Below are 24092 nucleotides of genomic sequence, written 5' to 3'. Positions count from 1 at the left end.
CGACCGAGCGCCGCAACGCCAATTGCGCTGAGCAGCCATTCCGTCAGCAGGCATCGACTTGCCGGTGAAGGCGCTGATAGTGATGCCTCGATCACGGCGAGCAACGCCGGAACGGGTTGGCATCAAGCAGGGCGGGATTCATGCGCGTCTTGATTACAGGCGCCGGTGGCTTCATCGGCAGAACGCTCACTTCTGTGCTACTTCAAGCAGGCGCGCTCACCAATGCTGCAGGCATAAGCGAAACAATCGAGGAGCTCCTCCTTCTCGACACACATTTGCCGCCTGCATCCGACCCACGTGTGAGGCACTTGCAAGCCGACATCGACGCACCCGATACGCTGAAGAAAATCGCTGCCTGGAAGCCCCATAGCGTGTTTCATCTCGCCGCTGTGCTGACCAGCGCCGCAGAACAGGACCCGGCGCGCGCTGGCGGTGAATGTTTCGGCGCTGGCGGAATTGATCGACGCCATCCGCGCGAAAGATGCTCCGCCGCGCCTGATCTTTCCAAGTTCGATCGCGGTCTTCGGCGGGTTATTGCCTGATCATGTCGATGACGATCATTTGCAGCGTCCACAAACCTCCTATGGCACGCACAAGGCCATCGCCGAATTGATGCTGGCGGACGCCACGCGCCACGGAATGGTCGATGCACGTACCCTGCGCCTGCCGATCGTATTGGTGCACCCCGACCCGCCAACACAGTCGGTATCCGACCGGATCGCGGGCATCATTCGTGATGGCGTTGCCGGAAAGCCGTCGATTTGCCCATTGCGCGCAGATACGAAAGTGCCGGTCGTCTCGGTCGAGACCGTTGCGCAGAATTTGATCACGCTTCACAGTGCAGACCCGGTCAAAATGCGCGGGAAACGCGTGCTCAACCAGCCTGCTTTGACGATCAGCATGGACGACATCATTGAATCGATTGCACGTGTCACCAACACTACGCCGAACGTGACCTATGCCCTCGATCCCGATCTCAAGAAGATCGTCGATAGCTGGCCGAAAGGTTTCATCTCCACCCGCGCGCCATCCCTCGGCGTCGTCGCTGACAAGAGTTTCGAGGACATCGTGAGCCAGTATCGCCAGCGTCTTGCCGAAAAATCTGCTGCATGACCGAACCTGCAGTCGACATCTGCATCATTGGCGCCGGCTCATCCGGCATTGCCGTCGCCAAGGCCTTGCACGACAAGGGGCTCAGTTTCGACATCTACGAGAAGGGCTCAAATATCGGCGGGATGTGGCGCTACGGCAATGACAATGGCCTGTCTTGCGCCTATCGCAGCCTGCACATCGACACTAGCCGCAACAATCTCGCCTATTCCGATTTTCCGATTCCAGCCGACAAGCCCGACTTCCTGTCGCACCAGCAGTTGCTGGACTATCTGGAAGCCTATGCGGATCGGTTTGGCGCACGAACCCGCACCCGCTTCAACTGCGAAGTGACCTCGGTCGAAAAGACCGAGGACGGCTGGCGCGTGACGACGAAGGAAGGCACCCGCGAATACAAGACGGTGATTGTCGCCAACGGCCATCTCTGGGATTCGCGTTGGCCGACCTTCTCTGGCACATTCAACGGCACGGCGATTCATTCCAGCCAGTATCGCACCGCGCAGCCTTTCGAGGACAAGAAGGTTCTGGTCGTCGGCATCGGAAATTCGGCCGTCGATATCGCCGTCGATCTCTGCAAGCGCGCCAGCAGCGTCGTACTGTCCACGCGAACCGGCGCCCACATCATGCCGAAATACATGATGGGCATCCCGATCGATCGCTGGTCGGCCTTCTTCGCGCGCAGGCTGAAATTCCCGACACTGCTGACACGCATGATCATGGCGCGCCTGATCTATCTCGCTGTCGGCGACCAGACCCGCTTCGGCGTGCCGAAGCCGAAACATCCCATGTGGCGCGAACATGCGACGTTGAGCCAGGAGTTGCTGCCTTATATCGGCCATGGCTGGATCAGCATCAAGCCGAACGTCACCTCGCTGGAGGGGGATGCCATCGCTTTCGCCGATGGCACGCAGGAGAGCTTCGACGCGGTGATCTACGCAACCGGTTACAAGACCAGCTTCCCGTTCCTCGCGTCCGAGATCTTCTCGGTGCCGGAAGACGGTGGCATGGTCGATCTCTATCGACGCATCACGCCGCCGAACCGGCCCGGCCTGTTCTTTGCCGGATTGGTGCAGCCCATCGGACCGACCATTCCGCTGGTCGAAATCCAGGCCCGGTGGATCGCAGCCGTGCTGACAGGCCAAGTCGCCCTGCCCAGCCCCGGCGATATGGCGCTGGAGGTCCGCGACTTTCACCAGAAGAAGATCAGCACCTGGCTGAACTCCGCGCGCTACACGCTGGAAGTCGACTTCAAGGACTATGCCAGCGAGTTGAACGGCGACATCGCGAAGGCGGCGAGCGGCCGTTCTGCGGCCGTGGCATCGGCCTGACCGGATTCATTTTTCTTTCTCGGAACGCGTGGCTCACGCACTGCTCAATAGCGCAGTACTTTCGAACCGATGGCTGCCCCCAGCGCCGCCACGACGAGGGCTGCGAGCGTGTACCAGGTCGCCACAAACAGCGGCGAGTCGTCTGCGCAATGCGCGGCGTAAAACGTCGCCCCTAGCCCGGCTGACATCAATCCCGCGAGCGCGCCGGCAACGGCGGGACGTGACGGCGCGCCGTGGCGCAGCGCAATCATCGCGCCGCCGAGGATCGGCAGCGACAGCAACGTGATCGCCGCCGAACACAGCGACGAGTTTCTGCCGATAATGCGCACCATCATCGGCGCGCGCTGCGGCATCGTCATTTCGACGATCAACGCCACGATGAGAATGAACGGCGACAACAATAACAGCCAGATCCAGCGCCCCAACGACGCCTCGGGCCGGGACAGATGGACACTGATCACGATGGCTGGAATGGCAAGCGCCAACGTCACCAGAAATTTCGTATCGAAGAACGGATTGCGCATGGCCGACATGAAGTCCGGACGAATGCCAAGCGTCACCAGCAACATCGCCGCCACAACCGGCAGCGTGACCAACAAGGCCATCGCGAGCTGCGTGCTCACAGGACGTGCCCTTTGATCGTTATCGGCGGCCAGCGTCTGAATCAGGCGATCGGTATCCATGGTCAATCCTTTCGCAGCTTGGCTGCGAGGCTCGCGAGCCCACGATGCAACGCCACGCGCACGGCGCCTTCGGTCATCGACAATTTCGACGCCGTGGTCTTGATGGATGCGCTCTCCACCGCGATCGATCGCAACACGTCGCGCTGCCGCGGCGGAAGATCTGCGAGATGATTGGATATCTCGACGGTGGGCAATGTTTCAGCCGGCGGCTCGCTCGGAATCGTCTCGACAAAATCGTCGATATTGACGAAGACGCGACGTCCGCGGCGGCGCAGCGCATCGATCAGCTTGTTGCGGGCGATCGCAAACAGCCACGGCGCGAACGGCGCGTTAGCGTCCCAGGTCTGCCGCTTCAAATGCACCGCCAGCAAAATATCCTGCACAATGTCCTCGGCCTGATCCGGCGGCTGGCCAGCTCGTGACAGGCCCCACCGCGCTCCGGCACGCAGCACGGGCGTAACCGACTTCAGCAGGCGATGATAAGCAGCGCTATCCCCTGCATTGGCCGACCGCATCAGATCGGTCCATTCGTCGTCACGTCCGCGCACGCGCGCTCCTAAAGCCAATTCGGCGGATAGTTCAATTTGTTACGTCAGCCGAGAGAAAAATCACGGAACCGTGAAGCCCTCACCTGCGCCCCAACCCCGAGCCGAAGATTTCAAAGACATCCGGCTCATAACATCGAACCGTCAGAGTGACATCCGTCGCCTTGATTTCAAAGGCAGATTTTTGCCGACGTCTGTGGAGACGATGGCTGCGGCGGTGTTCATGCCCCGTTTTTGCCGGACTCGTCCGAAGATTCCCTTTTTTTGCCCCGGTGTGAACACCTGCGCAGTTTCCCTTGCGGCCATTGGGGGCCGGTATTTTGGGGAGATTTCCATGAACATCAGAGCCAGCGGGCGTGCGGCATTGGTCATCGCAGCCGGATTGTGGATCTGCACATCGGCACCGCTTCACGCGACCGAAAACGACGCCCCGGCATCCGAGCCGGCCGCAGCGGTCGGCAGCGCCGCAGACACGTCCGCCGAACCAGCCGCAAAGGCCACCAAGCACCGCAGTGCCAGGAAGAGCGAAACGAAATCGCGCAAGTCCGACCGGCAGGCCACCAAGGCGTCGAAAAAGCCCGCTGAGGAGGACGCCGCCAAGACGGAAGACGCGAAGCCGGGAAGCAGTGATACTGCCATCCCATCATTGGTCGCCAATGCCAATGCGCAATGGCCCTCCGAGACCGCAGCGACCAACACCTACAACATGTCATCGCAAGCCGGCGGCGCGCTTGGCCAAATCGGCGGCCAGCAGGAACAGCCCGCAACGACGTCGCCGGATTCCGGCGCCAGCAACGCGCAGCTCGTTGCCGCTGACCAGCTCAACGACCTCGATCGTGCCATCAGCAACGACAAGCCGCCGCTGACGCTCGCAAAGGCCACCATCGATACGCCGGCACCGGAAGTCGGCAGCGAGAACAGCACGACCTGGGACAAGACCTCCCTGGTTGGCAAGATCTTCATCGCATTTGGCGGTTTGCTGACCATGGCCTCTGCGGCCCGTATGTTTATGGCTTGAACCCCATCCCCCGAGCGGGCAAATTGCGCGGGGCCGCCGATCCTGGCGGCTTCGGCAAAAAATCCGCGGGATGGAACATGAGCAGCTACGAACACCTCATCGTTGAGCGCAAAGGCGCGGTCGGCATCATCACGCTGAATCGCCCGAAGATGCTCAATGCGCTTTCTTTCGGTGTGTTCAGCGAAATCAAGATCGCCGTCGACGAGCTGGAAGCGGACACTGCCGTGGGCTGCATCATCGTGACCGGCAGCGAGAAGGCATTTGCCGCCGGGGCAGATATCAAGGAGATGCAGCCAAAGAGCTTCATCGACATGTTCTCCAGCGACTTCACCGCGATCGGCGGCGACCGCGTCGCCACCTGCACCAAACCGACCATTGCAGCCGTCTCAGGCTATGCGCTCGGTGGCGGCTGCGAACTCGCCATGATGTGCGACATCATGATCGCCGCAGACACCGCAAAGTTCGGCCAGCCGGAAATCACGCTTGGCACCATTCCCGGCATCGGTGGCACCCAACGCCTCACCCGCGCCATCGGCAAATCAAAGGCGATGGACCTCTGCCTGACGGGCCGCATGATGGATGCGGCGGAAGCCGAGCGCTCTGGCCTCGTCAGCCGCATTGTCCCAGCCGACAAGCTGATGGAAGAAGCCATCGCTATGGCGGAAAAGATCGCCGCCATGTCGCGCCCGGTGGCAACGATGGCAAAGAACGCCGTCAATCGCGCCTTCGAGACGCCGCTCACCGAAGGCCTCAAGGTTGAACGCGATCTGTTTCACGCGACATTCGCGCTGGAAGACCGTTCAGAAGGCATGGCCGCCTTCATCGAGAAGCGGAAGCCGGTCAACAAGAATCGCTAGGCTGAGCCGCTGCGCGCGAGCGCGGCGGAAACCAGCAGACGATAGGCGCGTTCGGCCCATGTGGCCGGACGATCGAGCCCGAGCCGCGCCAGCGCCGATTCATCTGACGCACTCGGTGCGTGTGTCATGCTCTGCCAGAACAGGCCTGCGAGTTGTTGTGGCGACACCGATGCGGCGCTCAGGACCTGCAGCGCAGGGATCAGACGCTGCTCCACGTCCGTGAAGTCGCTACCAAACGGGAACATGGGCAGCAGACCAGCGTCCCGCGCCGGCTTGAGGGCAGCGGAGATCCGCTGGGGCACGTTGTCGCGATATGCTGCAGGAATGTCATAGCTCCTGGGAAGCTTTCCAGCCTCCTTGGCCTGCTTCATCAGCTCCGGCTGAAAGCGCGAGTCAGACACCTGCAGCATTTCCGCAATCACATCCGCATCGGATTTCCCGCGCAGATCGGCGACACCATACTCAGTCACGATGATATCGCGCAGGTGTCGCGGGATCGTGGTGTGACCGTAGCTCCAGCGAATATTGGAAATCGGCCTCTTGCCCATGCGTGTGGATTCGAGAGTCAGGATCGAGCGCGCGCCGTCCAAAGCGAAAGCCTGTGAGACGAAATTAAACTGTCCGCCGACACCGCTTACGACCTGGCCGTTCTCGAGACCGTCGGAGATCGCAGCGCCCATCAGCGTCGCCATCATCGTATTGTTGACGAAGCGCGCATCGACGCGCGCCTGTCGTTTCGCCTCTTCGTTGCCATAGAGCTCATTGGTGAACGATACCGGCATCATCTGGATTTTCGCCAGACGCTCCGGCGTCATGTCGCGCAGCGCCTGATAGAATGCCTTCGGCCCCAGAAAGAACGCGCCATGCACGATGGTGCCATCCACCTCGCGCTTGAGAATGCCGGCGTCGATCAGGCCGAGAAATGCTTCGAACAGCATTTCACTGACACCGTAGAGGCCGTGTTCGAACGTCGCGACTTCCTTCCGAGGCGCGTCGGGGGCAAGACGCTGCATCATATTGCGAAACGCCGCATTGTCGCGGTGGCGAACGATCAGGCCCTGCGCCAGCGCATCGCCCACTTGCCCAATGCCGATCTGCAGCGTGCCGCCGTCACGCACCAGACCGGCAGCGTGCAATCCAATCGCGTATTTGGTGTCGTTGACCGGTTCGGACGGTGGCGCAAACAGCGGAAATTCAGTCTCCGGGCTTTCGAGCACTGCGTGAAACTCATCGCCGGTGAGATCACCCTGCCCCGGCATGAAAGGCAATTCCGAATTGACCTGACCGATCAACTTGAACGAGACGCGCCCTTCGTTGCGCGCCCGCATCAGATCAAGCGTGGTGTCCGTATTGCAGCTCAGACTATAGCGCGCCGCGCCATCGACCAAACGCTTCGACACCAGTTGCGCGATGACGTTGAGCCCACGCGTCAACAGATAAGACGCCGCATGGGTGTAGTTCGCTGAAATATAGTGTTGCTGTGCATCGGCGACCCGCAGCCATTTTCCCGCAAGGAAGAAGAATTCGTTGACCTGAATGTTGGGCGGGAGCTCGCCTTTATGCAACGCGTTTGCATAAGCGAGATCGGGATAGCCCCCGAACAGCCGCTCGATCACCGGATTGATGAAGCGCTTCTCCAGCTCGCTGGATGGTCTCGGCTTCTCCAGTGTCAGGGCAGAGAAGAACGTCAGCCTGATGCTGCGATCGGCCAGTGCGCGCTGATAGAGCGCATTGATGATATGGTTGGCCTTGCCAAGCCCGAGCGGCAGCCCGACCACGAGCGACGTCCCGACGTCGCGAATGATGTCCTCGGCGATGGCGTCGGGATCAGTGAATATCTTCGGCATTAGCATTCCGGCTGGGCAGGATCGACAGCTCCTCAGCGCAATCGCGCAGCAAAGCCGGACAGAGTTACCACCGCGTGCGGTTATTCAGAAATGTGCCCGACATGCAACACACGCGGCCATGTGAAGCGGGTTTATTCGTCGCATTCACGGAGCCCCTCATCCACCCTAGGGTCCTGATCAATCAAGCAAATCGGGGCAGCCAAATGCCCTGTGGGGAAAGCGCAAAAGCCCGGAGGTTCTTCGCCGGATGGTTTGCCTGCAAAGGCAACGCCCTCTAAACATACCTAGACGTCAGCGGGAGCGGACGTCCGAAGATTGCTTTGGGATAATATGGTTCGTCACGGCATATTTGGCCTCGCCGCAAGGCGCGCGCTTCGGACAGGCATGGCCCTGAGCCTGATTGGCTATGGCATTTTTGCTGCGATTGATGCGCGTGCCGAAACGGTGTCGGAAGCCCTTGCCAAAGCCTATCAGTCCAATCCGCAGCTGAACGGCGAACGGGCCCGCCAGCGTGCCACCGATGAGAACGTTCCGCAGGCGATGGCTGGCTACCGGCCTCAGGTGGCAGCCACACTGAGCTATGGCCTTCAGGCCGTACGCAACCTGCTCGTAGACAACACCATCCAGGGCGCAACGCTGAAGCCATGGACCATCGGCGTCACAGTCACCCAGACGCTTTATAACGGAAACAAGACAGCCAACAGTGTCCGCGTCGCGGAATTGCAGGTCCAGTCCGGCCGGGAAGCGCTGCGCAATGTCGGCCAGGGCGTGCTGCTCGATGCTGTCGTTGCCTATACCAATGTTCTCGCCAACCAATCGCTGGTCGAAGCCCAGCGCACCAACGTCACCTCCCTGCGCGAAACCCTCGGCATCGCCCAAAAGCGGCTCAACGCCGGCGACGTCACACCCACCGACACGTCACAGGCCGAAGCGCGACTGGCGCGTGGCCAGGCCGATCTCAACGCCGCTGAGGTCAATCTCGCCATCAGCCAGGCAACTTATACGCAGGTGATTGGTGCTGCACCCTCGCGGCTCAGTCCGGCGGAACCGATGGATCGGCTGCTGCCGCGCAACCGCGACGATGCCGTCAATCAGGCTTTCAAGGCGCACCCCGCCGTGCTGGCAGCCGGCTACGATGTCGATGTGGCGACCACGACGATCAAGGTGGCCGAGAGCAGCCTGTTGCCTACTCTGACGCTGCAGGGCAGCGCCAGCAAATCCAGCCAATCGGATCCGACGCTTGGCACTTTTGGCACCGACCAGGCTTCGATTGTCGGCCAATTGACGGCGCCGATCTATGACGGCGGCCTCGGTGCCGCGCAGACGCGTCAAGCCAAGGAACTGTCGTCGGTAAGCCGCTTGGTGCTCGAGCAGGTCCGCAATCAGGCCCGCACAGCAGTCGTCGGTGCATGGGTGTCAAATGAAGGCGCAAAGACGGCGGTGAGTGCCGCTGAAGCCGAAGTACGCGCTGCTGGCGTTGCACTGCAGGGCGTACAACGCGAGGCCCAAGGCGGTCAGCGCACCACTGTCGACGTCCTGAACTCACAGCAGGATCTCGTACAGGCAAAGGCACGCCTGATTGGCGCGCAGCGTGACCGGGTCATCGCATCCTATTCGCTGCTCAGCGCAATCGGCAGGCTGGATGTGAAGACGCTCGGACTGAACACGCCAGACTATCTACCAGAAGTTCATTACCATCAGGTGCGCGATGCCTGGCACGGGCTGCGCACGCCCTCGGGGCAGTAAACTATCCGGCCGAGCTCTTCTTCGTCATCGCCGTGGTCATCGCGGCGACCAGCGATGCGAGGTCGTAGGGCTTGCGTACGATCGGCACGTCATCCATCGACGCCGGGATCAGGTTGGTTTCGCCATAACCTGTGGCGAAGACGAAGGGGATGCCCCGCTCGCGCAATGCCTGGGCCACCGGCACCGAACTGCCATTGCCGAGATTGACGTCGAGGATGGCCACATCAGGCCTCATGATCGTCAGCGCGATCAATGCCTCCTTGACCGAAGATGCCGTCTCGACCGATGCCGCGCCCTCGTGGGTCAGCATGGTCTCGACGTCCATGGCAATCAGAAGCTGGTCCTCGACCATCAACACCTTCAAGCCGCGCATCGACGCCATCGGCCTGTCGTCCTCGCGTCGGGCGCGCACGTTGCGCGCCGCCGCCGGCGTGGGCCAGACAACGAAGCGCGCCGGGATGAGCAACCGCACGCGCGCGCCGGCCGGCTCATAATCGACATCACTTTCGCCGCCGAGGTCGTAGGGAATGCTGCGGCTGATCAGCATCGATCCAAAGCCCGGCCGCAATGGCGGCGCAACAAGGGGGCCGTCGCGCTCAAGCCAGTGGATTTCGCAATCGCCGATATCGGTGCGTTTCCACTCGAGCGACAAGCGCCCCGTGCTTACGGAAAGCGCACCGTATTTGGCGGCATTGGTGGCCAGTTCGTGCAGCACCAATGCGAGTACCGAATAGGCCCGAGCGTCGAGCGAAACATCGGGCCCGGTCACCTCGATCGCTTTCACCGACTCGCGATACGGCGAAAATTCCGCATCGAGCAATCCCTCTAACGCACCGCCACCGGCGCCGCGGATGACCTGATCATGCGCAAGCGACAAGGCCTGAATACGTCCCTTCAGGGAGGCGACATAATCCTCGATGCTGCGGCCATCCTCGACCGGGTGGGAGACCAGCGATTTGATCAGTGCCAGGATATTCTTGACGCGATGATTGAGCTCTTCATTCAACATTTTCTGGCGCAGGTCAGCCTTGTGCCGCTCATCCGCCAGTAATTCGTTGTGGCGAAGCACCACTTCCACCAAAGCCGAGCGCACGGCCTCGGCGGTGTCGCGCTCGTTTTGCAACCATGGCTGGGACTGGCGCTGTACGGTCTCCTTCCAGATCGCGAAGCTCTTGCGCGGTGTCAGCCGATCGCCCAATGGACCGATTTCGTATGTCTTGTTGGGATCACCCGCCCAGTTCAGGGTTTGCGCAACTTCGCTACGAAAGAACAGAAGATAATCGCGCGGCAGTTGCGACAAGGGCACCGCCAGCACGCCGGAGACGGCGGCGGCATAGTCTTCAGCGGCCGGCAATCGATCTGACAGGGCGCTCGTCGCCCACACCCGTCCTTCGGCCACCGAATTGATGAAGCCCATCAGCGCCGGCACTGCCGCAGCCGGCGGCGCGCTGCCATAAGACGTCCAGGTCTTGTTGAGGTATAGGCCAATACCGTCACACGGCATCAGCACGCTAAAATCGCGAATGCTTTCCTTGAGCAGGTCTTCGATATCGCCGTGATGCGAAACATTGTGCAACAGCTGGTCGAGATAGCGCCGCGCGCTTTCGCTAGCGGCCAGTTTGCGTTTTTGAAGAAGCCCGGCCAGTTGCATGGAAAAGAACTCGCCAAACATCTCTGCAGCAACGCGTTTCTCCATGGAAAGCGCGCGCGGTGCATAATGATGGCAAGCGATCAGCCCCCACAGCACGCCGTCGTGGATAATGGAAATCGACATCGACGCACCGACGCCCATATTGCGCAGATACTCGCAGTGGATAGGCGAAACGCTGCGCAGATGTGCAAAGGACAGGTCGAGCGGTTCACCGGATGTATCGAACTCCGGATCGATGGCCACGCGCTCACCGCTCGCATTCGAGACGATCCGCACGGTGTTCTGCACGTAGAGCACCCTCGCCTGCTGCGGGATGTCGCTGGCCGGAAAGTGCTGTCCCAGAAAGCTCTCGAGATCGCCGCGGCGCGCCTCGCTGATCACCCGGCCGGAGCCATCATGAGCGAATTGATAGACCATCACCCGGTCGTAGCCGAGTCCGCCACGCAGTAGCCGCGCCGCATTGTCAAACAGCACGTCGAGATCGTTGCATTGACCGATGCGGCCGATCAGCAAGCGCGACAACTCCAGAGGCGGTGTCGCCTCGCTGGCGTCCACAGGCTCGAATTCGATGATGTTGACGCCCTTGTGCCGATGCACAGCGACGTTGAACGCGGTCTGCGAATGCGCGACCTTGAAATCAATCAGCAGTCCCGGGCGCTGCTGGTTGCCCCATTTGGCGATGGCATTGCGAATGTCGTGCGCCGGCCCTTCGCCGATCAGATCGTCCAGCCTGCGGCCATTGATGTCGCCTGATCCCACACCAAGCATCGCGCCGGCATTGACCGAATGGCGCCGGACCATCCCGACAGAGCCATCGCAGGCGAGCAGACAACCATAGGGTTGAACACTGCCGGGGATGTGGATTGGCTCGCGGTCGCAATTGGTCAGGTCGACAGAGGCGGTCTTGGTGAGCATCAAAAAGTCTCTGAAAAGATGCGGCGCTCGAAACGACGGCCGCCAGCATGGCACGGCTGCATCTTTGAAAAAAGATCAGTAAATACAGCGTTCAAGAGCACCTACCGAAACGCCACGGGGGCTGGAATAGCCGGGTGGGGAACCGGTCAACGGGCAAGCGCCGGTTTCGATCCATGCCGAGGCCGGTTTTTTGGATATGGCCATTGGGCTGCCTCAGGGACAGCCCGAGCCGCTCCCGTCGCAAGCTGGTTTAACGCGCCCGGCTTGAGAAGAACGAGATCAGCACCGGCAGGGTGATCAGGATCACCAGCGGCGCCAGCATCATGCCAGTGACGACGACAACCGCGAGCGGCTTCTGGACCTGAGACCCGATTCCCTCCGACAGCGCCGCCGGCAGCAGGCCGACGCCCGCAACGATGCAGGTCATGAGCACCGGCCGCAGTTGCAACTCGCCGGTCCGGATCACAGCCTTGATGCGCTCATAGCCCTCGTCGATCAGCTGATTGTATTGTGACAGGATCAGGATGCCGTCCATGACAGCAATGCCGAACAGCGCGATGAAGCCGATCGCCGCCGATACGCTGAACGGAATACCCGTGATCAGCAGACCGAGCACGCCGCCAAAGATCGCCATTGGGATCACGCTCATGGCCAGCAGTGTGTCGGCCATCGAGCCAAAGTTGAACCAGAGCAGCACGCCGATCAGAGCGAGACTGATCGGCACCACGATGGAAAGCCGTGCGATAGCGTCCTGAAGATTGCCGAACTCCCCGACCCATTCGGTCCGCGAGCCCGGCGGCAGCTGAACTAGCGCTGCGACCTTGTCCTGCGCTTCCTGAATGGCGCTGCCGAGATCGCGTTCGCGTACCGAGAACTTGATCGGCAGATAACGCTCCTGGTTCTCGCGATATATATAGGCCGCCCCCGAGACGAGATTGATCGATGCCACTTCACTTAGCGGGATCTGCGCGATCGTGCCGTTTGGACCGGGTGCGCCGATGCGCAAATTCTGGATCGCCTCAGCGCTACGGCGATATTCCGGCGCCAGCCGCACCATGATCGGGAAATGCCGATCGCTGCCGGGCTCGTAGAGATCGCCTGCAGAATCGCCGCCGATGGCGACCTTGATGGTGGCGTTGATATCGCCGGGCGACAATCCGTAGCGCGCAGCCTTGGCGCGGTCGACGTCAATCTGGATGGTTGGCTGCCCCAGTGATGTGAACACGGCGAGATCCGTCACGCCCTGCACCGTCGACAGTACGGCCTTGATCTCGTTAGCGGTCTTGGTAAGTGCATCCAGATCGTTGCCGTAGAGCTTGATCGAGTTCTCGCCCTTCACGCCAGAGACGGCTTCAGAGACGTTGTCCTGCAGATATTGCGAGAAGTTGAACTCGACGCCGGGAAATTTCGTTTGCAGTTCCTTGAGTAGACGCGCCGTCAGTGCATCCTTGTCCTGCGGCGCCGGCCATTCGGAGGCAGGCTTCAGCGGGGCGAAGAATTCCGCGTTGAACAAGCCAGCCGCGTCGGTGCCGTCATCGGGACGGCCGTGCTGCGAGACGACGGATTCTACCTCGGGCTGCTGGCGGATCAGCCTGCGCATCTCGTTGACGTAAGTGTTGCCTTCTTGCAGCGAGATCGTCGGCGGCAGCGTGGCGCGGATCCAGAGATTGCCCTCTTCCAGCTTCGGCAGAAATTCCAGGCCGAGGAAACGCGCCATGAAGAAAGTCACCACGACGAGACCAATCGCAATGCCCAGTACGATCTTTCGGCTGGCGACCGCCCAGTGCAGCACCGGCATATAGAGGCGATGCAGCTGGCGCATGATCCATGTTTCGGTCTCGTGGACATGCGCCGGCAGAATGATCGCGCTCAGCGCAGGCGTGACGGTGAATGTCGCGATAAGGCCGCCGGCGAGCGCATAAGCGTAGGTCCGCGCCATCGGCCCAAAGATATTACCTTCAACGCCGGACAGCGTGAACAGCGGCAGGAACGCGGCGATGATGATCGCGGCGGCAAAGAAGATCGAGCGCGACACGTCAGCGGATGCGCTGAGGATGCCATGCTTCTTCATGCCCATGATGGTCTCGGGCGAGATGTGGCTGCGCTCCGCTTCGGAAAGCTCTGTGGTCTGGGTCAGCCGTCTGAAGATGGCCTCTACCATGATGACCGTACCATCGACGATCAGGCCGAAATCGATGGCGCCCACCGATAGCAGGTTGGCGGATTCACCGCGTAGCACCAGAATGATGACAGCGAAAAACAGGGCGAATGGAATAGTGGCGCCGACGATCAACGCGCTACGCAGGTTGCCGAGGAACATCCACTGCAGCAGCACGATCAGCAGGATGCCGACGACCATGTTGTGCAGCACCGTATGCGTGGTGGTATCGATCAGGTCCTTGCGGTCATAGATGCGTTCGATCCGCACGCCGGGCGGCAAGATGCCTCCGCGATTGATCTGCTGCACCAGCTGTTCGACACGCGCGATGGTCGGCGAACTCTTTTCGCCGCGGCGCATCAGCACGATGCCCTGGACGATATCGTCCTCCTGATTGAGACCGGCAATGCCGAGGCGCGGCTTCTCGCCGACCGACACCGTAGCGACGTCCTTGACCAGAACCGGATTGCCGTTGGTCTGGGAGATCATCGTATTGGAAAGGTCGTCGATCGAGCGAATGAGGCCGACGCCGCGCACCACGGCCGATTGCGCGCCGATATTCACGGTGTTGCCGCCGACATTGATATTGGCGTTGCCGACGGCGGTCAGCAGTTGCGGCAGCGTCAAGCCGTAGGCAACGAGCTTGCTGAAATCGACCTGGATCTCATAGGTTTTGGTCTTGCCACCCCAACCAATGACGTCGATGACCCCTGGTACCGCACGGAAGCGGCGCTGCATGATCCAATCTTGCAGGGTCTTGAGATCGAGTACGCTGTAGTTCGGCGGTCCCACCAGACGGTAACGGAAGATTTCGCCCACCGCAGAGATCGGCGAGATCGTCGGCTGCGCATTGCCCGGCAAAGTCCCGAGTTGCGATAGCCGGTTCAGCACCTGCTGCAATGCTTCGTCATAGGTATAGTCGAACGAAAACTGCAGTTTGACGTCCGAGAGGCCGTAGAGCGAGATGGTGCGGATCGTTTTGAGGTTCTTGATGCCCGCGACCTGCGCTTCGATCGGAATCGTGATGTAGCGTTCGATTTCCTCGGCAGAGAGGCCGTTGCTCTGCGTGACGATATCGACCATCGGCGGGGTCGGATCGGGATAGGCTTCGATGTTCAGCTGATTGAAGGCAAACAGACCACCAATGAAAACGACGGCGAACATCGCCACCATCAGGAAGCGACGGTCGACGGCCAGAGCAACAAGACGATCCATCCAGATCGGACCTTTCAGAAGAGCCGAAGCTGGGGGTTAGCTGGCGGAGGCCGCGCGATCGATAAACAAGCTGCCTTTGGTGACGATGCGTTCGCCGGCTTTCAGGTTGCCATGGACCTCGACGAGATTGCCATTGGTCATACCTGTCTTGATCGTGCGCAGCTCGATGGTCTTGTCGTCATGCGCGACCCAGACGCGGACCTGATCGCCTTCATAGATCAGCGCCGTTTTCGGCACGCCGATCGTCGGCTGGTCGCCAGGCGCGTAGATCGTCACGGTGGTGAACATTTCGGGCTTCAGCAGACCGTTGCTGTTGTCCAGCGTTGCGCGGACCAGCAGACGACGCGTCGCGGGATCGAGCGCAGTCGCGACATAGCTGATGCGGCCAGTGAGCACGCGGCCCGGCAGCGCCAGTGCGGTGAAACTCATTTCCTGACCGATCTGCACAGCAGCAGCTTCGGTCTCACGCACGAAGGCCGTGAGCCACACCGATGAGAGATCGCCGATCACGAAGACCGGATCGGCAGCGCCGGCGCTGATGTACTGGCCGGGGCCGATCTTGCGCTGAACCACGGTGCCTGCAAGCGGCGCGTAGATCGTCGTTTCTGGATTGATGCGGCCCTTCTCCTGAAATGCCGTGATGGCGTCTTCCGAGAGGCCAAGAATACGCAGGCGATTGCGTGCGGCTTCGAGTGCCGTGTCGGCGGTGCGCAGATCGTTCTGTGCCTGCAGCAGCGTGGCCTGACTCTGCTGATAGTCTTTCAGCGGCACAGCCTTGCCTTCGAACAGGTCGCGGGCGCGCTTGTCCTGGATCTGTGCGAGGTCGAATTGCGACTTCGCCTTGTTGAGCGCCGTGGTCGCGGCAACGAAATCGTTCTGCGCGCCGACGGTGTCGGCCGCTTCGATCACAAAGAGCGGTTGGCCCTTTTCGACATGGTCGCCTGGTTTGGCGAGCAGCTTGGTGACGCGGCCGGCATAGGGTGAAAAGATCGGGGTCGAGCGGTCTTCATCGACGGCAATCTTGCCCTCGGTGACGTGCTCGGCGCGGAAGGCACGCACGGTGACCGGCTCGATGGTCAGGCTCGCCCATTCCGACGGCGAGGTCGTGTAGCGCTGCGGATTCTTCCGCGACTGGCTCGAAACGTCGGAATGCCCCTTCGACGGGGTGGACAACCGCACGTAGCCGATGCCTGCGGCGACCAGCATAGCAGCAATGCAACCGCCCGCGATCAGGCGTTTTCCGCTAAACAGCTGAGATCGTTGATCTAAATTCGTCACTGTCCAGTCCTCGGTAGGAAACGCACTTATTCCGCGGCGATTTGTCCCATTCACGCGCTAATAGTGCGCATCTGGGCGTTCAGACAATCTAAAAACGCGTGTGCACTTACGAATCTTCGTTAAAATTTTGAAATCCCGCGAATGGGTTTCAATTGCCGGACGGCCATACCGCCGGATGGCTGCCGAGGGGCATTGTCGGACGCGCCCACGATGCCGGGGTTCGCGATAACACGGCTGCATGACGGACCGCCGACAACTGGCCGAAGCCGGACGGCATATCCTCAGTAAAGGCTTTGACCATCTCCCCCTTGAGGTCATCGACCGCGAGACCCTCCGCGATCCTTCCCATATCCCACAGCCATTGACCGGTGCGGGCAAGAGAGACCAGCACGTGCCAGCTACCGCCTTCACGCGCCTGACGTGCACGTGCGATCATGGCGCCGAACGCCATTAAGTAGCCGGTGGCATGATCGAGCATCTGGGCCGGTAATTCCCTGGGCCCATCGACGCCGGCCGCCTGCCCTTCGGCGTGGTTGAAGCCGGTCGCGCATTGCACGAGAGAATCGAAGCCGCGGCGCCCGGCCCACGGCCCGGAACGGCCGTAGGCGGAGAGCGAAACATAAACAATACCGGGACTGACACGGGCCGCCGCCTCCGGCGAGAAGCCGCGCGCCGCGAGCGATTGCGGGCGGTAGCCCTGCGAGAAGATATCCGCCTGCGCGAGCAATCCTCGCAAGGTGTCGCACCCCTGCTCACTCTGGAGATCCACGAAGCTCGAGAGCTTGCCGCGGCCGGTATCGATGGTGAGCCACGGGATCGCCGGCAGATCGGGGCTGGAGACCAGCATCACATCCGCGCCATGGGCCGCAAGCGTACGACCAGCGACGGGACCGGCGATAACGCGTGAGAGATCGAGTACGCGCAAACCGGCAAGCGGCCGGGCGCCGATCGGCCACAGCTTCGGTTCGGCGTCGCCAATCCGGGTGATCTCGACGAGCGGCAGTTCAGCAACGGCTTTGGCCTGCGGCAACCCCATCCATTCGTCATGGGATCGCATCAGCGCTACGACACCCCCGGCTGCATAGGCCGCGGTCTCGAAGGCTTCGCCGTTCCATTGCATCAAGGCCGCCTGCACGGCTTCGCGCTCCGGCGCGCATGACAGCACCTGGCAGACAGCGTCGCGATGATGCGGAAAATTGGTATGCAGCCGGACGAATTTGTCATCGCCGGTTTTGTAGACACCAGCGATCGCATCCCAGGCGGGCGGCGGCGGATTGCCGTCGCAGCGCAGATAGCGCTCGCTGCGGCATTCGACGATGGCATGGCGCATATCGACGGAGACAGTCTGCGTCTGCCCGCTGCGTAGCCGCCAGATTTCGGCAGCCGCCATTCCGGCCGCAGCGATGCTGACCTGAGCGGCTGCACCGACATGGAATGACGATGGCAATTGCGGCTCATTGCCGGTCAGCGCAACACGCTGGAGCGCCGCAATATCACCGCCAGCCTGCCTCCAGAGGTCGGCGAGCAGTTCACGAATGCCGTGCATCAACATCCTCCCCCTTTCCCACGCCACCGATTCAGCTCACGCTTCCAGCGTGACCACATCCGTGATCGCATCATCTTGTCCAAGCATGGAGGAGAGACCATGGCCACCATCGATCCATTGACGGCCGGCGCCGTGGTGCTGGCCACGGCTGCCACCGACGCGGTCTATGTGATGTTCACCTCTGCGGTGGTGGCCCGCCGGCGCGTACCTGCGGCCACCTGGAGCAGCGTCTGGTATGTACTCTCGTCCTATGCCGTCATCAGCTATACCGAAAACTGGATGTATGTGGGTTTCGCCGCCGTCGGTTCATGGATCGGCGCCTATGCCACTATTACTTTCCTGCACCGGCCACCCGGCGGACCGCCAGTCGGTGCATCCCCTGAATAGGTAAGAACGACTGAATGGTTTCTGAACGACGCTTAATGGAAATCCCGCGAGCGCGGCAGGATCCGCACATTGCGCGGATGGCGAATGCGCTGGGCGGGATTGTCGGGATGCTCGCGGCGATCGTCATTGATCGGTTCCGGACCTGACAGCGCCTGCTGCGGTGTGCCGAGTGCATCATTGCCAAGGTGCTTCAGATCGTCCGAGCGATCGATCAGCCGTTCGGCGACGAGATGCACGACCTTGTCCGGGCTGCTCTGAATCGTACCCTCGACCAGAATGAGCCTGGAGCCCATCACCTCCCTGCGAAACTGCTCCATCACCTTCGGCCAGACCACGATATTGGCGATGCCGGTCTCGTCCTCCAGCGTCATGAAGACCACGCCATTGGCGCTGCCCGGCCGCTGCCGCACCAATACGACACCGGCACAGCGCACCTGCTGTTTATCATTGGCATGTGTGACGTTTGCACAGGTCACCACTTTCTCGCGAGTGAAGCCCGCCCGCAAAAACTCCATCGGATGACCCTTCAGTGACAGGCGTATGGTCTGATAATCCGCGACCACCTGTTCGGGCAACGGCATCTCAGGCAGAGGCCTCGCATTCTCGTCCGGCTGTTCACGTGCGGTCGCGACTTCGAACAACGGCAACGGCACATCATCGGGTAATCGCCTCACGGCCCATAATGCGGCACGGCGATCGAGTCCGATCGAACGAAATGCATCGGCATCGGCCAGCATGATCAGCGCCCGCTTCGGCAATGCCGTATCGCGAGCGAAATCTTCCAGCGACGTGAAGGGTTTCTGTTCACGCGCCGCAACGATGCGCGCGCCCCAGTCTTCTTCCGGCAGCTTGCCAGCTTTCGCTCGCTCGCGTTTCTCATCCGGATCGGCCCATTTGAACCCATCAATCTGGCGGAAGCCCAGGCGAACGGCGCAATATCTTCCGCTTCGTTCCTCCAGCGTATTCTGCGACTGGCTGTAAGACACGTCGATCTCGCGAACCTCAACGCCATTTTCGCGCGCATCACGCACGATCTGGGACGGTGCGTAAAAGCCCATCGGCTGCGAATTCAGCAAGCCACAGCAGAACGCATCTGGATGATAATGTTTCAGCCATGACGAGACATAGACAAGTTGCGCAAATGCAGCAGCGTGGCTCTCCGGAAAACCATAACTGCCGAAGCCCTTAATCTGATCGAAGCAGTTGACCGAAAATTCCTTCGGATAACCTCGCGCAACCATGCTGTTCACCATCTTCTCCTCGAAGGTGTGCATGGTGCCGACATTCCGGAACGTTGCCATCGCCCGGCGCAATCCATTGGCTTCTTCGGGGGTGAATTTCGCCGCCTCAATGGCGATACGCATCGCCTGCTCCTGAAACAGCGGAACGCCAAGGGTCTTGTGCAGGACGTTTCGCAACTCGTCCTCATCGCCATGCTCAGGTGACGGCGACGGATAGTTGACCTTCTCGATTCCGTTTCGCCGTTTCAGATATGGATGCACCATGTTGCCCTGGATAGGCCCCGGCCGAACGATCGCAACTTCGATGACGAGATCGTAGAAATTCTCCGGCTTCAGGCGCGGCAGCATGTTCATCTGGGCGCGGCTTTCGACCTGGAAGACGCCGAGGGATTCGCCGCGTTGAAGCATTCTGAAAACGGGCGGAGCGTCGTCGGCCTCAGCCTTAATGTCCTTGAGTTCGTAGCGCCTGCTCTTATGACGAAAGATCAGGTCGAAACATTTCCGGATGCAGGTCAGCATGCCCAGCGCAAGCACATCGACCTTCATCATCTTCATCGTGTCGACGTCGTCCTTGTCCCACTCGATAAAGGTGCGATCGTCCATCGCCGCATTGCCGATCGGCACATAGGTGTCGAGCCGGTCCTGCGTCAGCACATAGCCGCCCACATGCTGCGACAGGTGGCGCGGAAATTCGATCAGCTCGGTGGCAAGCTCGACCGCGAGCATAATCATCGGATTGGACGGATCGAGACCGGCCTGCTTGACCTGCATCTCGTTGAGACCCTTGCCCCAGCTGCCCCAGACAGTATCGGCCAGCGCCGAGGTGACGTCCTCGGTCAGCCCCAGCGCCTTGCCGACATCGCGGATTGCCGAGCGCGGCCGGTAATGGATAACAGTGGCGATGATCGCGGCGCGATGACGGCCATATCTTTTGTAGACATACTGCATCACCTCCTCGCGCCGGACGTGTTCAAAATCGACGTCGATATCCGGCGGCTCAAGCCGCTCCTTGGAGATGAAGCGCTCGAACAAAAGGTCGACCTCGGCGGGATTGACCGAGGTGATATCGAGCATGTAGCAGACCGCCGAGTTTGCCGCCGATCCTCGCCCCTGACACAGGATGTTCTGGCTGCGCGCATAGCGCACAATGTCGTGGACGGTCAGAAAGTAATGCGCGTAACCGAGCTCGGCGATGAGCGCGAGCTCCTTGCGTAAGGTGGCTTCGAGTGTCTCATCAACACTGTTCGGGAAATGCCGGGCATATCCCTCCCAGGTCAGATCCGCGAGATGCTGCTGCGCGGTTTTTCCCGGCGGGACCGGTTCGTCGGGATATTGGTATTGGAGTTGGTTCAGTGAAAAGGTGATGCGATCGGCAAAACGGATGGTCTCGCGGATCGCATCCGGATAATCGCGAAACAGCCGCGCCATTTCAGCAGCCGGCTTCAGATGCCGCTCGGCATTCATTTCCAGCACGCGGCCGGCCTGCTCGATGGTGGCCTTCTCGCGAATACAACTGACCACGTCCTGCAGGATGCGACGCTCCGGCGTGTGATAGAGCACGTCATTGGTGGCAATCAGGGGCACGCACGCAGTGGATGCGATGCGCTGCAGCTTTGCCAGACGACGCTTGTCATCCCCGCGATGAAACGGACTGGCACCAAGCCAAATTCCTTCCGCTGGCAGGCCCGATAGTGCATCGAGCGTGCGCAGGACAAGATCGCTGTCGATCCGATAGGTCGGCATTAAAACAAGCAATACCCCTTCGCTAAAGTCAGCGAGATCGCCGAGCTGCAACAGGCATTCACCCTTGTTGCCGCGCAGCTTGCCCATGCTCAGTAGCCGGCACAGTCGGCCATAGGCAGCGCGGTCGCACGGATAGGCAAGGACGTCAGGCGTGCCGTCAGTGAAGACCAGCCGTGTGCCGATCAGAAGCTTCGGTTTGTAGACAAGATCCTTGTGGTCTAGCTCGGCAAAGGCACGCACCACTCCGGCCATGGTATTGTGATCGGCAATGCCGATGGCATAAAGCCGCTCGGCACTGGCCTGATGCACATAGTTCTGCGGATGCGACGCACCGCGCAGGAACGAGAAATTGCTGGTAACGCCAATCTCGGCATAGTCAGGCACGCCGGCGCCGCCCGTGCTCATGCGAACAGCCCATGCACGAACCATTGCGGCGAAACGACTTGATCGTCCGCGTCTCTGATCTCACCATAAAGCCCGTCACGGAAGAGCCAGAAACGTTGACCTGCCTCATCCTCGACACGAAAGTAATCGCGCGTGGGCTTCGCCTCCTGCGAACGCCACCACTCCATCGACACACGCTCCGGGCCTTCCACATGAACGACATTGTGGGACACCCGTCGCCAGATGAACTTCTTCGGCGGTTTGTCTGGAAATTCCGCGAGCGGGACGTCGATCACCTCCGGTTGCTCGAACAACCGTAACGGCCGCAAAGGCGGCTCGTCTTCCCGCGGCGGCCATGCTGCCTGCATGGCGGCGGCCAGATGATGCTGTGCCGGCACCGCCAGCATCGCGCGTTCGGGAACGTGGCTCTCGACAGGCAGATAAACCAACACACGTCGCGGCCCGATCCGTGCTGCGATACGGTCGATCAGGTCGGCCAGTTCGTCATTGGCGTGAACATTGGCATCGAGGTCGCGCTGCTGCTGCACGACGATTTCCGTGCGGCTGGCTGACAGGCGGATCATATCGAAACCGAAGCCGGGATCGAGCGGATCGGCAATCGCGTCCAGTCGCTCGCGAAACAACCGGTCGATCACCTCGCCCTTGGTCACCGGCTGACCGGTTTCCGCGGTGATCACCCGCACCGCGCCGTCGGTGCGGAAGAACGCCGCTTCCAGCCGCCGCGCGCCCTTGCCCTGCCTGTCCATCGCATCGATCAGCGTGCGTGCCAGCTTGGCCAGTGTCAGCGTAATCACGCCATCGGTGGCAATCGGTTCGGCGAAACGTTGCTCGACGATATAATCCGGCAGCGGCTTGCGCGGCGAGATCGGTGCATCGCTTTGCCCCAGCGCCTGTTCCAGCAGCGTCGTGAATTCCGCGCCGAAACGTGCGGTGATTTCGGGGCGCGAGCGCGAGGCGACATCGCCGATGGTCTTCAAGCCGGCGCGGCGCAATCCACGGATGATCGCCTCATCGGCGCCGAGCGTGAACAGCGGTAGCGGCGTCACTGCCTTGGCCTCCTCGCCCGCGGCGATGATCCGGCCATGTGCATATCGACTGAGCGTGCGCGCGCATGTCGATGTCCCCGCAATCGCTGTACTGACAATAAAACCCTGCCGCGACAGCGCCGCGCAGAGCTGCTCCATCAGTGCGGCCTCGCCACCGAACAGATGGGCACAGCCGGTGATGTCGAGAAACAGGCCATGCGGCAGATCCAGCGCCACCAACGGTGTGAAGCGGTCGCACCAATCGGCGATGTCGGTCAGTACCTGCTTATCGGCGACAGGATCAGCATCGAACACCTGGATGTCCGGACAGACCGCACGGGCATTGGCGAGCGGCAGACCTGGTTCGAGGCCGAGCTTCGCCGCGGCATCGTCCAGCGCGGAAATCTGCAGCGCATTGCTTTGCTTGGCGACGACAATACTTGCTTGCAGATTAGCTGGCGCGCCGTTGCGCGCGAGCTGACGTTTGATGCGATCGATTGGCAGGCGCGGCAGCCACAGGCCGAGGATGCGCCGATGTGTCACGGAAAACGCACTCATCACACTTCCATTCCATGATCCATTGCCCGTTCGGGCCGTGACGATTTCGAACCAGTTGCACGTCGAGCATGGGCACGCCCCATGATTGCCAGGGCCTGAATGGCGGCGAATGCGCGGAGCGGATGATCCAGCGCGTCTCTGCCGTACTCGAGACCGGAACGCCTGCAGTCCGCAGCAACAGGCACGTGACGCCCGACCCGCGCGCCGCCAGCGTGAGCTTGCGGCTGGCGACGAGATCGAACTGTTTGCTGTCGCCCCAAGTCTCGAGCACGACGCTGCCCAGCGCGTCGCAGGCCAGCGCATCAGCCGTGGTCCGCAATGCCGTCTCGACATCGGGCGCGCGCACGGTGACCAGCAGGCGCGGATCGAGACCGAGTTCCCGCCAGCCGCTCATGGCCAGCGCACCGCATTCGCGTTCGGAGAAATCCTGCCGGATCCACAGCAGCGGCCGCTTTGCCGAGACACGGTGCGCGAGGCCGGCGACAAAGCCCGTGGCCGCCGCGCTGTGCCGGCCTTCGGCGAACACCTCATGCATGGTGCCACGCGCGAGGCCGCCTTGCAGCGCCGCGTCCGCCTCGGCATGACCGAGCGACACGCGATCCGGCGCATAGGTATCGCTGTGGGTCTCGATGCGTTCGATGCTGCCGCGCAATTGCGCGAGCGTGGTCATGCGCGCGCCGGTCATGCGCCGCTCCTCGAAATTGTTTTGCCATCACGGGTTTTTAGTGAACCCATTGCCGGCCCGTTTGTTCATGATATGTTCTAATATAAAGCTAAGATGGCAAGCCGAGTCAATCGGGATCATCAGCCACTTTTTTAGCATTTGAAATCAAAGG

At 61.1% G+C, this 24092-nt stretch carries 17 protein-coding genes; 7 read left to right on the top strand and 10 right to left on the bottom strand.

Annotated elements, in window-relative coordinates:
- The first annotated feature begins 140 nt into the window (after nt 1-140).
- Genes SFY93_RS15170 through SFY93_RS15160 form a run of 3 tightly spaced genes read left to right on the top strand, consistent with a single transcriptional unit; the run spans nt 141 to nt 2438 of the window.
- Nucleotides 141-542 (top strand): NAD-dependent epimerase/dehydratase family protein, encoded by a 402-nt coding sequence (locus tag SFY93_RS15170; RefSeq protein WP_320443694.1) that lies wholly within the window; start codon nt 141-143, stop codon nt 540-542.
- The gene (locus SFY93_RS15165; protein WP_320443693.1) at nt 457-1113 is read left to right on the top strand and encodes an NAD-dependent epimerase/dehydratase family protein; all 657 of its coding nucleotides are present in this window, start codon (nt 457-459) and stop codon (nt 1111-1113) included. Before SFY93_RS15170 ends, SFY93_RS15165 begins: the two co-directional genes overlap by 86 nt.
- Nucleotides 1110-2438 (top strand): flavin-containing monooxygenase, encoded by a 1329-nt coding sequence (locus SFY93_RS15160; RefSeq protein WP_320443692.1) that lies wholly within the window; start codon nt 1110-1112, stop codon nt 2436-2438. The genes SFY93_RS15165 and SFY93_RS15160 overlap by 4 nt, the downstream gene beginning before the upstream one ends.
- Nucleotides 2439-2482: 44 nt before the next feature.
- Here the strand turns inward: SFY93_RS15160 and SFY93_RS15155 are convergent, their stop codons facing one another.
- Entirely contained in the window at nt 2483-3121 is a 639-nt protein-coding gene (locus tag SFY93_RS15155; protein WP_309949085.1) for an NrsF family protein, read from the bottom strand.
- Between the two features lie 2 nt (nt 3122-3123).
- Nucleotides 3124-3669 (bottom strand): sigma-70 family RNA polymerase sigma factor, encoded by a 546-nt coding sequence (locus SFY93_RS15150; protein WP_320443691.1) that lies wholly within the window; start codon nt 3667-3669, stop codon nt 3124-3126.
- A 331-nt stretch (nt 3670-4000) separates the two neighbouring features.
- On the opposite strand from SFY93_RS15150, the gene SFY93_RS15145 reads away from it, so the two are divergent.
- Together SFY93_RS15145 and SFY93_RS15140 are read left to right on the top strand one after the other, a co-directional pair.
- Nucleotides 4001-4684: a hypothetical protein gene (locus SFY93_RS15145; RefSeq protein ID WP_320443690.1), complete on the top strand. Its 684-nt coding sequence runs from the start codon at nt 4001-4003 to the stop codon at nt 4682-4684.
- Nucleotides 4685-4761: 77 nt separating this feature from the next.
- A complete protein-coding gene (locus SFY93_RS15140; protein WP_320443689.1) occupies nt 4762-5541 on the top strand; it encodes an enoyl-CoA hydratase in 780 nt (259 codons plus the stop codon).
- Here the strand turns inward: SFY93_RS15140 and SFY93_RS15135 are convergent.
- On the bottom strand, nt 5538-7388 hold the full coding sequence (locus SFY93_RS15135) for an acetyl-CoA hydrolase/transferase C-terminal domain-containing protein (protein WP_320443688.1): 1851 nt from the start codon (nt 7386-7388) through the stop codon (nt 5538-5540). The genes SFY93_RS15140 and SFY93_RS15135 overlap by 4 nt on opposite strands.
- Before the next feature lie 330 nt (nt 7389-7718).
- On the opposite strand from SFY93_RS15135, the gene SFY93_RS15130 reads away from it, so the two are divergent.
- Nucleotides 7719-9134, top strand: coding sequence for a TolC family outer membrane protein (locus tag SFY93_RS15130; RefSeq protein WP_374725742.1), 1416 nt, complete (start codon nt 7719-7721; stop codon nt 9132-9134).
- Nucleotide 9135: 1 nt separating this feature from the next.
- Here SFY93_RS15130 and SFY93_RS15125 read toward each other — a convergent pair whose 3' ends face one another.
- From SFY93_RS15125 to SFY93_RS15110, 4 genes are all read right to left on the bottom strand, one after another.
- The gene (locus tag SFY93_RS15125; RefSeq protein WP_320443687.1) at nt 9136-11700 is read right to left on the bottom strand and encodes an HWE histidine kinase domain-containing protein; all 2565 of its coding nucleotides are present in this window, start codon (nt 11698-11700) and stop codon (nt 9136-9138) included.
- Nucleotides 11701-11950: 250 nt separating this feature from the next.
- Nucleotides 11951-15073: an efflux RND transporter permease subunit gene (locus tag SFY93_RS15120; RefSeq protein WP_320443686.1), complete on the bottom strand. Its 3123-nt coding sequence runs from the start codon at nt 15071-15073 to the stop codon at nt 11951-11953.
- A 36-nt stretch (nt 15074-15109) separates the two neighbouring features.
- Nucleotides 15110-16279, bottom strand: coding sequence for an efflux RND transporter periplasmic adaptor subunit (locus SFY93_RS15115; RefSeq protein WP_093761887.1), 1170 nt, complete (start codon nt 16277-16279; stop codon nt 15110-15112).
- A gap of 220 nt (nt 16280-16499) precedes the next feature.
- Nucleotides 16500-17897, bottom strand: a complete 1398-nt coding sequence (locus SFY93_RS15110; RefSeq protein WP_320443685.1) for a CoA transferase — start codon at nt 17895-17897, stop codon at nt 16500-16502.
- 99 nt (nt 17898-17996) lie between these two features.
- Here SFY93_RS15110 and SFY93_RS15105 point away from each other — a divergent pair, with 99 nt between their 5' ends.
- Nucleotides 17997-18284: a hypothetical protein gene (locus tag SFY93_RS15105; RefSeq protein WP_068738081.1), complete on the top strand. Its 288-nt coding sequence runs from the start codon at nt 17997-17999 to the stop codon at nt 18282-18284.
- A 32-nt stretch (nt 18285-18316) separates the two neighbouring features.
- On the opposite strand, the gene SFY93_RS15100 is transcribed toward SFY93_RS15105, so the two are convergent.
- Genes SFY93_RS15100 through SFY93_RS15090 form a run of 3 tightly spaced genes read right to left on the bottom strand, consistent with a single transcriptional unit; the run spans nt 18317 to nt 23941 of the window.
- Nucleotides 18317-21673 carry an error-prone DNA polymerase gene (locus SFY93_RS15100; RefSeq protein WP_320443684.1) on the bottom strand — a complete coding sequence of 1119 codons (3357 nt, stop codon included), beginning with the start codon at nt 21671-21673 and terminating at the stop codon, nt 18317-18319.
- Nucleotides 21670-23256, bottom strand: coding sequence for a Y-family DNA polymerase (locus SFY93_RS15095; protein ID WP_320443683.1), 1587 nt, complete (start codon nt 23254-23256; stop codon nt 21670-21672). Before SFY93_RS15095 ends, SFY93_RS15100 begins: the two co-directional genes overlap by 4 nt.
- Nucleotides 23150-23941, bottom strand: coding sequence for an ImuA family protein (locus SFY93_RS15090; protein ID WP_320443682.1), 792 nt, complete (start codon nt 23939-23941; stop codon nt 23150-23152). Before SFY93_RS15090 ends, SFY93_RS15095 begins: the two co-directional genes overlap by 107 nt.
- Between the last annotated feature and the right edge of the window lie 151 nt (nt 23942-24092).

Origin of the sequence: Tardiphaga sp. 42S5 (genome assembly GCF_034044155.1) — a bacterium.
GTDB lineage: Bacteria > Pseudomonadota > Alphaproteobacteria > Rhizobiales > Xanthobacteraceae > Tardiphaga > Tardiphaga robiniae.
Note: the sequence above shows the minus strand (reverse complement) of the source record. Positions and strands in the feature narration are given on the sequence as shown.